The sequence below is a fragment of the Schaalia hyovaginalis genome, from assembly GCF_014208035.1.
Lineage (GTDB): Bacteria > Actinomycetota > Actinomycetes > Actinomycetales > Actinomycetaceae > Pauljensenia > Pauljensenia hyovaginalis.
The window spans coordinates 1,260,865-1,275,878 of record NZ_JACHMK010000001.1; the positions used below are offsets into that span (position 1 = coordinate 1,260,865).

Here is a 15,014-nt window from a genome sequence, read left to right on the forward strand (position 1 = left end):
CCGCGCCGACCGGGAGGGCCTAGTCCACGTTCGGGCGGCGCCGCTGCGCCTTGAGTTCGGCGCGCATCCGCTTGGCCGCGAGTCGGCGCAGTCTCGACGCGCGCGTCGGCCTCGTCGCGCGTCTGGGGGTCTCGGGGGCGAGGGCCGTGCGGAGCAGGGCGGCGAGGCGTTCGCGCGCCGCCTTCCGGTTCGCGAACTGCGAGCGGTGCTCGGAGGCGCTGACGACGAGGAGCGTGCCGCTCAGCCGCCCGGCGAGGTTGTTCAGCGCGCGCTCGCGCAGGCGATCATCGAGGGCGGAGCTCGCCGCCACGTCGAAAGCGAGTTGCACGCGCGAATCCGAGGTGTTGACCCCCTGGCCGCCGGGCCCCGAGGAGTGCGAGAAGCGTTCGACGAGTTCGGTCGCGGGCACGACGAGACCCTTCGGGATGCCCGGCCCCGGCTCGATCCTCAACTCGTCCATAGGAGCAGTGTGCGCCGGATCGGGTGCGGACCTCAATCGGCAGGACCGCATCCCGAACCGGCGCCCCGGCCTCGGCGATCAGAGACGATCGGCGACCTGTTCCATGTCCTTGTCGCCCCGCCCCGACAGATTGACCAGGAGGAGGGGCTGGTCGTCGGCGGGCACTCCCCTCGCCGCGTTCTCCCGCGCGATCTTCAGGGCGTGCGCGAGGGCGTGCGAGGACTCCATCGCGGGGATGATCCCCTCGCTGCGCGACAGGAGCGCGAAGGCCTCGAGCGCCTCCTCATCCGTGATGCCGACATAGGAGACGCGGCCCGATTCGGCGAGCATCGCGTGCTCGGGGCCGACCGAGGGGTAGTCGAGACCCGCGGAGATCGAGTGCGAGGGGAGGACTTCGCCCTCGTCGGAGAGCATGACGAAGGAGCGCATCCCGTGGAGGGAGCCGATGCGGCCCGCGCAGATCGGCGCGCCGTGCTCATCCGTGTCCAGCCCCCTGCCCGCCGGTTCGACGCCGATGAGCCCGGCCTCGGGATCATCGAGATAGTGGGCGAAGGCGCCGATCGCGTTCGAGCCTCCGCCGACGGCCGCGATGACTGCGTCGGGCAGGCGGCCGTAGCGCTCGAGCATCTGCGCGCGCGACTCGAGGGAGATCACCGACTGGAATTCACGGACGATCGTGGGGAAGGGGTGGGGCCCGGTCGCCGAGCCGAGGAGGTAGAAGGTGTCCTCAAGACGCGTGCACCATTCCTCGAGCGCTTCGTCGATCGCGTCCTTGAGGCCGGCCGAGCCGCGCGTCACGGGGACGACGCTCGCGCCCATGAGCTCCATGCGCTCGACGTTGGGCTTCTGCCGGGCGACGTCGTGGGCGCCCATGTAGATCGTGCACTCCATGCCCATGAGGGCGGCGACCATCGCGGTCGCAGTGCCGTGCTGTCCGGCCCCGGTCTCGGCGATGAGGCGCTTCTTGCCCATGCGCTTGGCGAGGAGCGCCTGCCCGAGGACGTTATTGCCCTTGTGCGCACCGCCGTGGGCGAGGTCCTCGCGCTTGAGGATGATGCGCGCCCCGCCCTCGACGGGGAGGTTGCGGCATTCGTAGATCGGGGTTTCGCGACCGAGATAGGTCCGGCGCAAGAAATCGAGCTCCTCGTGGAACGCGGGGTCGTTCATCGCCTCCGCGTAGGCGGCCTCGAGCTCGTCGAGGGCGGGGAAGAGCATTTCGGGCACTTCCTGGCCGCCGAAGCGCCCGAAGTAGGCGGGGAGGATCGTGTCGCGGACGGGCGCCTCGGGCAGGCCGTCGATCTGGCCGGTGGGAAGGCGGTTCGCGGTCGGGGCGGCCCCTGCGGGCTCGGTGCGGGGGGAGAGGGGTTCGGCGGTCATCGGGTTCCTCCTGGTCGGGGTCGAGGCGGGCCCGGATGCGCGAACAGCCCGCCATCATCGGCGAGCTGAATTTCGGGTACGACGTCGAAGGGGCTCGCCTAGAAGGAGAGCCACCACCACGAGCGGGCGTTGAACGACGTCATGGCAGCGAGAATAGAACGTCTGAAGCGATTCGCGCTACGGGCATCCGAATGATGGGCGCGAGCATGACGCGGAGGCGGCCCGCCGAGGGATTCAGGGGCGGGGGATCCAAGGGGAAACGGAGGGATAATCGAAATATGGCTGTTCCAGCACCTCGCAATCAGCATCGCCCGGATTCCTCAGACCTCATGATCGAGCGGATCGGACGTCGTCCCATCCTTCAGGTGATCCTCGGCCTCGTCGTCTTCATCGTCGCGGAGGGCCTCGGCGCCCTCCTCGCTCAGGTGATCGGCGGCGATACCGGAACGGGAGTCGGAGGGGTGATCGGCGCCCTCCTCGCCCTCGGCGGCTATCTGCTCCTCATGCGCTTCATCGCCGAGCGAAGTCCGTTGGAATTCGCCCGCCGAGGGGCCCTTTGCGAACTCGGCGCAGGAGTCCTCATCGGAACGGCCCTCATGTGCGCGGTCGTCGGCGCCGCCGCGCTCGCGGGCGCATACCGGGTGGTCGGCTTCAACGCCCAGGCCGCCCTTTTCAGTTTCGCCGGGCTGTCGATCATGGCCGGCGTCGCCGAGGAGATCCTCTTCCGCGGCTTGCTGCTCCGCATCCTCGAGCATCGGATCGGAACATGGTGGGCCCTCGGCCTGACTTCAGTGCTGTTCGGAGGCGTCCACCTCATCAACCCCGAGGCGACGCTCATGGGCGCCGTCGCGATCGCACTCGAAGCGGGCCTGCTCCTCGGAGCGTGTTTCATCCTGACGAGGCGTCTGTGGCTCGTCATCGGCGTCCATGCGGCTTGGAACTTCGTTCAGGGCGGGATCTTCTCCTCCGACGTCTCCGGGACGGGCTCGGGCGACACCGGCCTCCTCTCCGCCTCCATCGAAGGGCCGGCCGCGCTCACGGGCGGGGACATGGGCTTCGAAGGATCCCTCAGTGCGGTCGTCGTCTGCCTGGCGTGCGCGATCATCCTCCTCCTGCTCGCCAGACGGCGCGGGCTCATCCTCCCCGGAATGAAGAGCCGGAGCTCCTGACGCGCCGCGGGATCAGCGGTCGGGACAGCGCGGGACGGAGAGCAGGTGCTCTCCGTCCCGCGGCGCGCCAGGCGAGTGGAGCCTGGAAAGGATCGGACTCAGTCGCGCCTCCTGCGCGAGGTGAAGGTGAAGACGCCGCCTGCGAGGGACGCGAGGACGATCGCCGGAATGATCGAGGCGCTCATCCCGGTTTTCGCCAGCACCCGCTGAGGTTCAGGCGCCGAGGGGGTCGGCTCTTCAGGCTTCGGGGGTGTGGGGTCTTCGGGTTCCGAGGGCGTGGGCTCCTCCGGCTTCACGGGGAAGGTATTCGTCGCGACGATCGAGACCACCGAGTCGACGCCCTTGTTCATCCGGATCCGAACACCCCGGTCGATCGGCTCGGATACGGCGCCCTCGACCGTGAACGCGACCGACGCGCCCTCGGCGAGATCCTTCTCGCGAATATCGCACACGGCCGCCGAGTGGGTCGTCACCGCCCGCGTTCTCGAACCCGCGGTGACCGCATCGAGATCCACGAAGTCCCCGCCGCGGCACGTGTACTCGAAGGCGTACTCCGTTGAGGCGGCCGGAGCATCCCCCTCGGTCTTCTTGAGGATCGAGAAGGTCGCCTGGTGCCCCGATCCCTCGCCGCCCGCAGTGGGAATCCGAATGATCCCCTCGACCTCGCGCGACTCGCCCTTCGGGCCGCCCGTGATCGTCGCGCGATTGACGATCGAGGACAGTTCCTTGACAGCCGGAGTCGTCGTACCGTCGAAGGAGAGCATGAGCGACTCGCCGCCGGCCACATACCGGCCGTCGGACAGCGGATGGAAGGTCACGGTGAAGCCGCCGCGACCATCCTCGGCGCATGTCCAACGCTCGCGCGCGATCTCTTGATCGTTGAGCACACCGGGCTGCGGGGTCCGGTTGTAGACCCGCATGTTCGCGCAGGACAGGACGAAGCCGATCCCGCCCTCGTCCGTGATGGAAAGCGGAGCGTAGATGTCGGAGCTCGCGGTTTCGACGAAGATCGACCAGCGGACGCCGTTCGGCTCATCGAGGATGCCGGTCTTCCCGTCCGCCTGCTCCGCGCCCCCGGCTCCCTCGGCGAGGTACTCGCCCCTGAGGGTCCCGCTGCCCCTGCATCCGGTGAAGGACAAGTCGTAATTCCCGCCCGAAGGGCTCACGACAGCGCGATCCCACTTCACCGAGAAGTAGGCGCTGCCTGAAATGTGCCCGTGATTCGCCGCGTAATCCGACAGCTTGAAAGTCGCGGTCTTCCCGGCCCACGTGCCCGTCGCGACGAGCTCCCCCCGGTCGTTCTTGAGATCGATCGGAGTGGACAGGGCCGAGACGAGTTCGTCGGGGAGCCTCACCGTGAAGGAATCGCCGGGAGTCGCATTGAGATCGACCTGCCACTGGAAGCCCACCGTGGCCAGGCCGTCAGCACCGGAGCGGAACACCCCGCCCGACAGGTCGCCGTCACGGAAGGAGAACCCCGAAGTCTGCGCGACGCAGGTCGACGCCGCCAGCGCGCGATCGACGGAGAGGAACGGAAAAGCGATGAGGGTCAGGGCGAACGCCGTGGCGAGCGCGCAAGCGGCGGTCACGAACCGCCGTGTGCAGTGGAGCATGGTGTTCCAATCGGAAGACGGAAAAAGAACTCCACCATTCTTCGAGGCGCTTCCCCCCGAAGTCGCATTCAGCGGCGATCATGAAAGCGCCACGGCGCAAAAGTGACACCCGTTTCGTGAGAAGTCTGACAGGCGAAGGACTAAAGGAGTCGCGAGCGTCACACTCCGGGGGCCTGGGGAGACGGGCTCTGGGGCGAATCGAAAGCGGCGAACCACTGAGAGCGCGCGACCTGAATCCCGAGTTGGAAACGCCCGGACGCGCCGAAGGTGTCGCAGAGCCGCTGGACGCGAAGGGCCACCGTCCTGGTCGATGCCCTGAGCTGACGGGCCGTCGCCTCATCCGTTAGTCCGGCGGCGAGGAGGGCGAGGAGCTCGACGGCGTCCCCGGTCGGTTCTTCGGGCACGGGGGGTCGATCCCACGATTGGGACCGGAATCGCCTGATCCCAGGAGCGCTCGAACAGTCTCAGCGACAGCGCGATCATCGCCGGATCCCGCATCACGCACATCCTCATCCGATGATCGGGGTCCTCGATCATGACGAGGACGAGCTCCTCGTCGCTGATGATCATCCGGAAGGGCAGATGCGAGGTCACGCGGGCGTGTTCCCCCATCGCCATCGATTCGCGCATGACGGTGAGCAGTTGAGGGTGGCGCAGGACCGTCGGATCCTAAACGACGTTGTAGACGACGCCCCGCGACAGGGACTCCGACTGGCCGACCGCCTGAACATGGGTCTCCGGGTCATGAAGGTGGGGGCTGCGCTCGAATGCCCGGACCTGCGTGCGCGCCTGGGAGATGGCCTCGGAGTAGAGGTTCCGCATTGCCTCGATATCGGTCGTCACCTCGACGAAGGCGACCGATACCTCCTTCTGCGACATCAGGGCGCGGGCCGATTCCTCGGTGCTCCTCGCGGCCTTGGCGAGCATCCGCGAATGGTCGAGGAGGACGCGTCCGAGCGATGCTGCGACATCCGGGCTGAGCGCTCCCGAAGAAGGGGTCATGGATTCCATCGTGAGCGGCATGGTAGCCGCAGACACATCCTTTTTGTGCGATTCGTCACTTCGGGTGGGGTTTCGGCGGGGGCGCCCTCAGCGCGATCGCGGAGAGTGCGGAGCGTCGAGCCACTGGGAACGCGCCGCCTGCAGGCCCAGTTGGAAGCGTCCCGTCGCGCCGAAGGTCTCGCACAGCCGCTGGATCCTGCGGGCAACCGTTCGCGTCGAGACCCCGAGCTGACGGGCGACGGCCTCATCGGTCAACCCCGCGGCCAGGAGGGTGAGCAGCTCGGTCGTCTCCTGCGTCGGTTCATCGGCGATCGGGGACGAACCGGTGTTGGGCATGGGGATCGATTGCTCCCACACGTGGTCGAAGAGCTGCGTCGAGATGTCGACGAGGGCGGGATCGCGCATGATGCTCATCTGCAGACCGCGCTCCTCGTTCTGCGTCATGATGAGGGCGACCCGATCATCGCTGATGAGCATCCGGAAGGGCAGGCGCGTCGTCACGCGAGCCTCCTCGCCCAGGGCGATCGCCCCGCGGAGCGCGTACAGGAGGGTCTCGTTCTTCAAGACCGAGGGGTCGTAGATCACGGTGTGCGAGACGCCCAATGACAGGGAAGCGGGCTGCTCGGCGGCGATCTCCTTCGTCTGGGACAGGTGCGGGCTGCGCTCGAAGACCCGGATCCGCCGTCGTGCCGCGACGACGGCGGCGGAGTGCGCGGCGCGCATCTCGGCCGGGTCGCGGGTGACGTCGATGTGCGTGCGGCTGCTCTCCCGCAGGGCCGCGAGCCGCTCGGCCTCTTCGGCCGCTGCGGCCATCCTCGCCACCGCTTCCGATTGCTCGTGCAGGAGCCTGCTCAAGGAGCGCAGTGCCTCCGGGGCGGGTGCTTCCTCAGGGCTGCTCGTCGCGTGTACCGTCATGGAGCGAATGCTAGGCGCCCGGCGCGTTCCAGCGCTCGGATTTCGGGGAAAGTACGGCGGAATTCGGGGAAACCCCTGAGAACAGTGAGTCGCAGGCCACCTCGATGGATGACGCTGAACCCCTCCCCGTGGACTACAGTGGTGCGCGATGCGGATCCGGCCTTGCGTCTGAGGGCGCCGGGGTATCACCGGGGAGTCTCCGGAAGAACGGGCGCTTCGATGCGGCGCGCCTCAGTAGAACCGGACGGGTGGGCCCGACACAGCCTTCAAAGAAGCGGCCCCGCCCTCGAGAATCGGGGGAGGGGCAAGCGGGGTGGTACCGCGGGTCCCGGCGTCGCCGGTCCTCGTCCCTGTGAGACGGAACGAACGAGGACACGATGACGAAGCACGGTTCCTATCCGCGCCACCGCGACACCGAGGTGGAGGCGAGCCCGTCCTTCCCGCAGTTGGAGGGCGAGACCCTGGCCTTCTGGGCCGCCAATAAGACCTTCCAGAAGTCCATCGACATCCGGCCCGCCGGCGAATCCGGCGAGAACGAGTTCGTCTTCTACGACGGCCCGCCCTTCGCGAACGGTCTTCCGCACTACGGCCACCTCCTCACCGGCTACGTCAAGGACGTCGTCGGCCGCTACCAGACGATGCTCGGCCGCCGCGTCGAACGCCGCTTCGGCTGGGACACCCACGGCCTGCCCGCCGAACTCGAAGCCCAGCGCATCCTCGGCATCGACGACGTCACCGAGATCACCCGCGAGGGCGGCATCGGCATCGGGGCCTTCAACGACGCCTGCCGCACCTCCGTCCTGCGCTACACGAAGGAGTGGGAGGACTACGTCACCCGCCAGGCGCGCTGGGTCGACTTCTCCAAGGACTACAAGACCCTCGACCCGGACTACATGGAATCCGTGATCTGGGCCTTCAAGACCCTCTACGACAAGGGGCTCGCCTACGAGGGCCACCGCGTCCTGCCCTACTGCTGGCACGACCGCACGCCCTTGAGCAACCACGAGCTCAAGATGGACGACGACGTCTACCAGGACCGTCAGGACAACACGGTGACCGTCGGCATGCGCCTCGAAGAGCCCCTCCTGCCCGGTGCGGACACGCCCGAACTCGTCCTCATCTGGACGACGACGCCCTGGACCCTCCCCTCGAACCTCGCGGTCGCCGCGGGCCCGAAGATCGACTACGTCGTGGTCCGCGTCGCCTCCGACCTCGCTTCGCCGCTCGCGGGCGAGACCGTGGTCCTGGGTAAGGAGCGCCTCGCCGCCTACGCGAAGGAACTCGGCGAGGAGCCCGAAATCCTCGCGACCCTCACGGGCTCCGATCTGGTGGGACGGCGCTACCACCCGATCTTCGACTACTACGACGACGCCGAGCACCGCGGCGAGGGCGCGGCACCGGGCCCGAAGGGCTGGACGATCATCTCCGGCGACTACGTCACCACCGAGGACGGCACCGGTCTGGTCCACATCGCCCCCGCCTTCGGCGAGGACGACATGTTCGTCTGCATGGAGGCCGGGATCAAGCCCGTCCTGCCCGTCGACGAGGGCGCGCTCTTCACCTCCGAGGTGTCCGACTACGAGGGCCTCCAGGTCTTCGACGCGAACAAGCCGATCATCGCCGACCTGCGCGACGGGACCGGTTCGATGGCCCGCCGCGATCCGGCCATCCGCGCCGTCCTCGTCCAGCAGAAGTCCTACGTGCACTCCTACCCGCACTGCTGGCGCTGCCGCAAGCCCCTCATCTACAAGGCCGTCTCCTCGTGGTTCGTCAAGGTCACCGCGATCCGCGACCGCATGGTCGAGCTCAACCAGCAGATCACCTGGACGCCCGAGCACACCAAGGACGGCATCTTCGGGAACTGGCTCGCCGGCGCCCGCGACTGGTCGATCTCGCGCAACCGCTTCTGGGGCGCGCCGATCCCCGTGTGGCGCTCGGACGACCCGAACTACCCGCGCGAGGACGTCTACGGCTCCTACGCCGAGCTCGAGCGCGACTTCGGCGTGAAGGTCGACAACCTCCACCGGCCCTACATTGACGACCTCGTCCGCCCCAACCCCGACGATCCGACCGGCAAGTCGATGATGCGCCGCATCCCCGACGTCCTCGACTGCTGGTTCGAATCCGGCTCTATGCCCTACGCGCAGGTCCACTACCCCTTCGAGAACCGCGACTGGTTCGAATCGCACTACCCGGGCGATTTCATCGTCGAGTACATCGGTCAGACGCGCGGCTGGTTCTACACACTCCACGTCCTGGCGACAGCCCTCTTCGACCGCCCGGCCTTCACCTCGGTGATCTCGCACGGCATCGTCCTGGGCGACGACGGCCGCAAGATGAGCAAGTCTCTGCGCAACTACCCGGACGTCAACGAGGTCTTCGACGAGTACGGCTCGGACGCGATGCGCTGGTTCCTCATGAGCTCGCCCGTCGTGCGCGGCGGCAACCTCATGGTCACCGAGACGGGGATCCGCGACACGGTGCGCCAGGTGCTCCTGCCGATCTGGAACGCCTACTACTTCTTCGCGCTCTACGCGGGCGCGGCGAAGGCGGGGGAGGGCCTGGAGGCGAAGCTGCTCGACCTGGCCGACCCCTCGGTCGTCGATGCGCTGGGGAAGATGGACCGCTACCTCCTCGCGCACACGAAGTCCCTGGCCGACGAGGTGCGCGCCGCCCTCGACGCCTACGACATCGGCAAGGCCTGCGAACTCGTCCGCGACTACATCGACATCCTGACGAACTGGTACGTGCGCACCCAGCGCCAGCGCTTCTGGGATGAGGACCGGGCGGCCTTCGACACGCTCTACACGGCGCTCGTGCGCTTCATGGAGCTGTCGGCGCCGCTGCTCCCGCTGCTGTCGGAGGAGATCTGGAAGGGCCTGACGGGCGGCGAGTCCGTCCACCTCGTCGACTTCCCGTCCCTGCCGGACGCGGTGGCCGACGATGCGCTGGTCGCCGCGATGGACGAGGTCCGCGAGGTCGTGTCGACCGCGCACTCGCTGCGCAAGGTGAATCAGCTGCGCGTCCGCCAGCCGCTCGCCCAGATGACGGTCGTCTCCGAGCAGGCCGCGGCCCTCGCGCCCTTCGCCGATCTCATCGCCTCCGAGGTCAATGTGAAGTCGGTCGACTTCCTCGCGCCCGCCGAGTCGGGGCTCAAGGTGTCGACCGAGCTCGGCCTCAACCCGCGCGCCTTCGGCCCGCAGATCCGCAAGCTCACTTCGCAGCTCTTCAAGGCGCAGAAGGCGGGGGAGTGGACCGTGTCCGAGGACGGGTCCTGCACCTTCGCGAGTGTGATGGTCGATGGCGCGCCCGTCGTCCTCACGCCCGAGCAGTACGCGGTGACGACGACGGTCGAGGCCGCCGAGGGACAGGTCGCCGAGGTCCTCGCCTCCGGCACCGTCGTCGTCCTCGACACGGAGCTGACCCCCGAGCTCGAGGCCGAGGGCTACGCCCGTGATGTCGTGCGCGCGGTCCAGGACGAGCGCAAGAATGCGGGCCTGCACGTCGCCGACCGGATCGCCCTGACCCTGGGCGTGCCCGCCGAGCACGTCGGCGCCGTTGAGGCGCACCGCGAGATGATCGCGCACGAGACGCTGGCCCTCGAACTCGGGATCGTCGAGGCCGAGGCGCTCTCGGTGTCCGTGGCGAAGATGTGAGGCGTCGCGCCCCGGCCTCGTCGCCCGCGGGTGGCGAGGCCGAGGTCATCACCTTTCTTCGTCGAGGTCATCACCTTTCTTCGTCGAAAGCATTACCTCTGTACGGTGGTGAGTATCAGTCCGTCAACGCTGAGGGCCCGCAAGGCGAAGTCGCCCGGTCGAACACCCCCAGAAGTGCCCAAGAAGGCCCGTCGTCACCAGCCGATGAGGCATGCGTGCAACGATCGCGAAGCGGGAGATCCGCGAAGAGCTCCGGACGGTTGAAATCAGGCTCTTCCTCATCGAGGCGGCCGATGATGCGGCCGTTCATCATCATGAGGCGCTTCATCGATCATCTTCCTCGAGGTCGGCGGCGTCATGGATCCGCGCCTCGGCCCGTCCCATCGGCTGCGTCATCTCGCGATCCGGATGGGCCGGATCGGCGAGCAACAGGGCTTGAACGGCCGCCTCAACGGCTCCGCTGCGGCAAGCAAATGCTGGGAGGCCGAATTCGATGAGCTTCTCGGCCGGAAGCCGGGCCGCGGCGAGAGTGCGCGCCATCGCGTCGAGAGCCTCGCGGATCGCTGCGCCCACTCCGCGGGTGCCGGTGAGCTGCCTTCCCCTCATGGTGTGAAGGTGCGCCAACATCAATCCAATGCCGACGTGTGTTCACATCTCCTCGGCGTGGAGGAATGCTCGCATGTGAGAGACGTGGCGAGTGTGAGCGAGCGGCTTCCTCTGAAGCCCTGCGAGAGGAGTGTGGTGGGGGTCTCTTCCAAAGGGCCGAGCCCGGAGAGGGGGCTCGGGGTGGAGCGAATGGCAAGAAGATGCCAGTGGGCCCTGTTGCTTCGGAATGGGGCGGAAAAGCGGGCGAATCGCAAAGCTCGCAGGCTCTTTTCATTTGTTCGGCAACTGAAGACGCGCCGATGATTTTCGATAGCCTTTTCAGACTTTGAAGTCCGTCATCGGGGCGGGCGCCTGGCGGGTCGATGCCCGTCGATTGAGGGAGGAGAATCATGAGAACGCGAGCGATGACCGCTTTCAGCGCGACGATGCTGGGAGGTCTGCTGCTCCTCGCGCCCATCGGCGCGGCCTCAGCCGAAGGGGCCGCTGACGCGAATCCCGACCCGTCGATCGAACGGCCCGCGCCCTCGCCGCTCTCCCTGATCCTCGCTGATGCCGACGGGGCGGATCCGTCGCCCGTCCTTAAGATCAAAGTCGGGGAGACCCGCAGGATCGTCCTCACTCTGCGCAATGACGGGACCTCCGATCTGAAGAAGCTCAACGTGACGGACGTCAGTGCGAGCCCCACCGTCAAGCTCGTCGAGCAGACCTGTCGTCCGCACGATGAGATCCTCAGCCCGACCTCGGAGTTCGTCCTCGGTGTCGACCAGTCGGTCACCTGCTCCTTCACGGTGGAGGGAGTCTCCAAGGGAGAAGGACTTCTGAAGATGACGGCCTTCGGGATCGGTGATGCCGGAGGCACGGGCGATCATGTCGGCCTCTTGATGGACGTCGTCGAGGACGCCCCGGTCCCGCCCGTCGTCCCGGACAAGCCGGTCAACCCGGACAAGCCCGTCGAACCGGAGAACCCCGCGCAGCCGGACAAGCCCGGCGACTCGGGCAAGCCGGCGGACAAGCCCGGTGATTCGGGCAAGCCGGCGGACAAGCCCTCCGGACCGCAGGCCCCCGCCTCCACCACGACCCCCGCCTCATCGACGACGGCCCCCGCCGCCTCGAAGCGTTCCGAGGTGAAGCTCGCGAACACGGGTGCGGCCCTCATCGGCATCCTCCCCCTCGCCGCCGCGCTGGGGATCGGAGGCGTGATGCTGGGACGCCGCAAGCGGTCATGACGACCGGTTTTCACGTCGCAGACGCGGTCTGAAACGCGGGGCACGAGAGGTGAAGGCCTCTCGCGCCCCGCGTCTCATCACCCCTCGCAGCACTGCGAGCCCCTTCGGGCGAGCGCGGCCCCCGCCGAGTAGACTCTCCTCCTGGCGTTCTTCAAACCCGCCCGCGCAACGGACCCGCGCGCACATCGATGGAGGTCGCAGTGGCGAACCAGCACCCCGCATTCTTCGGCGACGACGCACCTGAACAGGCGAATGAAGCGGGCGGCATCCCCGCGGACCTGCTCCCGTACCTCGAGGCCGCCGACGAACCCGACGACCTCGCCCTCACCGATGTGACGGGTGCCGACGACGCGGCCGCGGCCGAGGCCGAACGGACCCGGGCGCTGCGCGCCCTCGTCGAGGCCTCCATGCTCGCCGGACCCGATCCCTCGATCCTCGCCGAAATCGAGGACGAGGAGGCAGTCGACGGGGAATTCGCCGAGGACGCGGCCGCGCAGCGAGCCGAGCGCGAAGAACGTGAAGCGCACGCGGCGGCCCTCGACGAAGCGGCGCACTCGGTCGCCCTCAACGCCCGGGTCGACGAGATCTACCGGACGATCCTCGCCCGCGCGCCCGAGCATTCGGTCCAGCCCTCCACCGAAAGGGTCGCGGCCGTCCTCGACATCCTCGGCGACCCCCAGAACTCCTACCCGAGCATCCACATCACCGGAACCAACGGGAAGACCTCCACGGCCCGCATCATCGACGCCCTCCTCACCGCCTTCGGGATGAAGACGGGCCGCTTCACATCACCGCATCTCATCGATGTGCGCGAACGCATCTCGATCGCCGGCGAGCCGATCACGCGCGAGGGCTTCATCGCCGCCTTCGAAGACGTCGCCCCCTACATCGAGATGGTCGACCGGCGCTCCCTCGACGAGGGCGGTCCGCGCCTCTCCTTCTTCGAATGCTTCACCGTCATGGCCTTCGCCGCATTCGCCGACCATCCCGTCGACGCGGCCGTCGTCGAAGTCGGCATGGGAGGGCTCTGGGACGCGACCAACACCATGGATGCCGGAGTCAGCGTCATCACGCCGATCGACCTGGATCATACGAAGTGGCTCGGATCCTCGATCCGCGAGATCGCGAAGGAGAAGGCGGGCATCATCAAGCCCGGGCAGATCGTCGTCGTCGCCGAACAGCCCGAAGACGCCCTCGGGATCATCCTCGAGCGCGCCCGTGAAGTCGATGCGGTCGTGCGCCTGGAGGGCCGCGACTTCGAAGTCCTCGACCGGCACATGGGCGTCGGCGGCCAGATGGTCACCATCCGGACCCCTTCGGCGGTCTACGAGGACGTCTTCGTGCCGCTCTTCGGCGAGCATCAGGCGCACAACGCCGCGGCCGCCCTCGTCGCCGTGGAAGCCTTCATGGGCGGAAGGGAGCTCGACGGGCGGATCGTCGAGAACGGAACGCTCTCGGCGACTTCGCCGGGCAGGCTCCAGGTCGTGCGCACCTCGCCGACGATCCTCGTCGACGCCGCCCACAACCCGGCGGGCGCCCGCGCCCTCGCCGAGGCGCTCGAGGACTCCTTCCCCTTCCAACAGGTCGTCGGGGTGTACTCGGCCATGGCGGACAAGGACATCGAATCGGTGCTCGCAGAGATGGAGCCGCACCTCGAATCGATCGTGCTCACAGCGATCGACTCCGAGCGCGGCGCGGACATCCAAGGGCTGCGGCCCATCGCGGAGGACATCTTCGGGCCCGAAAGAGTGGACGTGCGCGAAGAACTCGCCGAAGCGGTTGATCGTGCAGCCGAACTCGCCGAAGCGAGCACGGACACCGCTGATCGGGCCGGAGTCGTCGTCTTCGGATCGGTCGTTCTTGCAGGGGACATGCTCCGGCTCGCGGGAATCCGTCCATGAAACATGGTCGATTGCCCGTTTTCGCTAGTGGGGGCCGCCGCGAGGTGGCACGATGGGCGCTGAACAGACCGTTCGCCGGATGCAAGGAGGCACCATGAAGAAGCTGGTCAACGACGTTCACGACGTCGTCAAGGAAACCCTCGAAGGCTTCGCCCTCGCCCACGCGGATCTCGTCGAGGTCCACCTCGATCCCGACTACGTCACCCGCGCCACCCCGAAGGCCGACGGGAAGGTCGGGCTCGTCTCCGGCGGAGGCTCCGGCCATGAACCCCTCCACGCGGGCTTCGTCGGCCTCGGCATGCTCGACGCCGCCGTCCCCGGCGCCGTCTTCACCTCGCCGACCCCGGACCCGATCCTCGAAGCGACGAAGGCCGCCGATCACGGCGCGGGCGTCCTCCACATCGTGAAGAACTACACGGGCGACGTCCTCAACTTCGAGACCGCCGCCGAAATGGCCGAGATGGAGGACATCGAGGTCCGTTCCGTCATCGTCAACGACGACGTCGCCGTCGAGGACTCGCTCTACACCGCGGGCCGCCGCGGCGTCGCGGGCACGATCTTCGTCGAGAAGCTCGCGGGCGCCGCCGCCGAGCGCGGAGACGACCTCGATGCGGTGACCGCCGTCGCCGAGAGGGTCAACTCCGAGATGCGCTCGATGGGCCTGGCCCTCGGCCCCTGCACCGTCCCCCACGCCGGCACGCCCTCCTTCGAACTCGGCGACGACGAGATCGAACTCGGCATCGGCATCCACGGCGAGCCCGGATACCGGCGCGGCAAGATGGAGCCCGCTGACGCCCTCGTCGCCGAGCTCTACGTCAAGGTCCGCGACGACCTCGGCCTCAAGGCCGGAGAGCGCGTCATCACGCTCGTCAACGGCATGGGCGGCACGCCCTCCTCCGAGCTGTACATCTGCCACCGCCGCCTCGCGCAGCTGCTCGAAGCGGACGGCGTCGAGATCGCGCGTACGATGGTCGGGAATTACGTGACGAGCCTCGAGATGCCGGGCGTTTCCCTCACGCTGCTGCGCGTCGACGATGAGCTCCTCGAACTGTTCGATGCGCCGGTCGCAACGCCGGCGTGGAAGTGAGG

The 15,014-nt window shown here is 67.8% G+C and carries 11 protein-coding genes and 1 pseudogene; 5 read left to right on the forward strand and 7 right to left on the reverse strand.

Going from position 1 to position 15,014, the window contains the following annotated elements; genetic code table 11:
* Positions 1–19: 19 nt before the first annotated feature.
* The gene (arfB, locus tag HD592_RS05425) at positions 20–460 is read right to left on the reverse strand and encodes an alternative ribosome rescue aminoacyl-tRNA hydrolase ArfB (RefSeq protein WP_184452420.1); all 441 of its coding nucleotides are present in this window, start codon (positions 458–460) and stop codon (positions 20–22) included.
* Between the two features lie 81 nt (positions 461–541).
* Positions 542–1,723 (reverse strand): annotated as a pseudogene (trpB, locus tag HD592_RS05430) (tryptophan synthase subunit beta); the annotation flags it as partial.
* A 392-nt stretch (positions 1,724–2,115) separates the two neighbouring features.
* Here trpB and HD592_RS05435 point away from each other — a divergent pair.
* Positions 2,116–3,006: a CPBP family intramembrane glutamic endopeptidase gene (locus HD592_RS05435; protein WP_184452422.1), complete on the forward strand. Its 891-nt coding sequence runs from the start codon at positions 2,116–2,118 to the stop codon at positions 3,004–3,006.
* Between the two features lie 98 nt (positions 3,007–3,104).
* On the opposite strand, the gene HD592_RS05440 is transcribed toward HD592_RS05435, so the two are convergent.
* The 4 genes from HD592_RS05440 to HD592_RS05455 form a co-directional block, all read right to left on the reverse strand.
* Positions 3,105–4,595 (reverse strand): Ig-like domain-containing protein, encoded by a 1,491-nt coding sequence (locus tag HD592_RS05440; protein ID WP_184452423.1) that lies wholly within the window; start codon positions 4,593–4,595, stop codon positions 3,105–3,107.
* Between the two features lie 182 nt (positions 4,596–4,777).
* Positions 4,778–5,023: a hypothetical protein gene (locus HD592_RS05445; protein WP_184452424.1), complete on the reverse strand. Its 246-nt coding sequence runs from the start codon at positions 5,021–5,023 to the stop codon at positions 4,778–4,780.
* A 265-nt stretch (positions 5,024–5,288) separates the two neighbouring features.
* Entirely contained in the window at positions 5,289–5,621 is a 333-nt protein-coding gene (locus tag HD592_RS05450; protein WP_184452425.1) for a hypothetical protein, read from the reverse strand.
* Positions 5,622–5,708: 87 nt separating this feature from the next.
* A complete protein-coding gene (locus HD592_RS05455) occupies positions 5,709–6,536 on the reverse strand; it encodes a helix-turn-helix domain-containing protein (protein ID WP_184452426.1) in 828 nt (275 codons plus the stop codon).
* Positions 6,537–6,913: 377 nt separating this feature from the next.
* Here HD592_RS05455 and ileS point away from each other — a divergent pair, with 377 nt between their 5' ends.
* Complete coding sequence (gene ileS / locus HD592_RS05460) at positions 6,914–10,192, forward strand: isoleucine--tRNA ligase (protein WP_184452427.1); 3,279 nt, start codon at positions 6,914–6,916, stop codon at positions 10,190–10,192.
* Positions 10,193–10,516: 324 nt separating this feature from the next.
* Here ileS and HD592_RS05465 read toward each other — a convergent pair whose 3' ends face one another.
* On the reverse strand, positions 10,517–10,798 hold the full coding sequence (locus HD592_RS05465) for a hypothetical protein (protein ID WP_184452428.1): 282 nt from the start codon (positions 10,796–10,798) through the stop codon (positions 10,517–10,519).
* Between the two features lie 389 nt (positions 10,799–11,187).
* On the opposite strand from HD592_RS05465, the gene HD592_RS05470 reads away from it, so the two are divergent.
* The 3 genes from HD592_RS05470 to dhaK all read left to right on the forward strand — a co-directional run bounded on the left by HD592_RS05470 (position 11,188) and on the right by dhaK (position 15,012).
* Entirely contained in the window at positions 11,188–12,024 is an 837-nt protein-coding gene (locus HD592_RS05470; protein WP_184452429.1) for a hypothetical protein, read from the forward strand.
* A gap of 188 nt (positions 12,025–12,212) precedes the next feature.
* On the forward strand, positions 12,213–13,925 hold the full coding sequence (locus tag HD592_RS05475) for a bifunctional folylpolyglutamate synthase/dihydrofolate synthase (RefSeq protein WP_221437825.1): 1,713 nt from the start codon (positions 12,213–12,215) through the stop codon (positions 13,923–13,925).
* Positions 13,926–14,019: 94 nt separating this feature from the next.
* Positions 14,020–15,012, forward strand: coding sequence for a dihydroxyacetone kinase subunit DhaK (gene dhaK, locus HD592_RS05480; protein ID WP_184452431.1), 993 nt, complete (start codon positions 14,020–14,022; stop codon positions 15,010–15,012).
* Positions 15,013–15,014 lie beyond the last annotated feature (2 nt).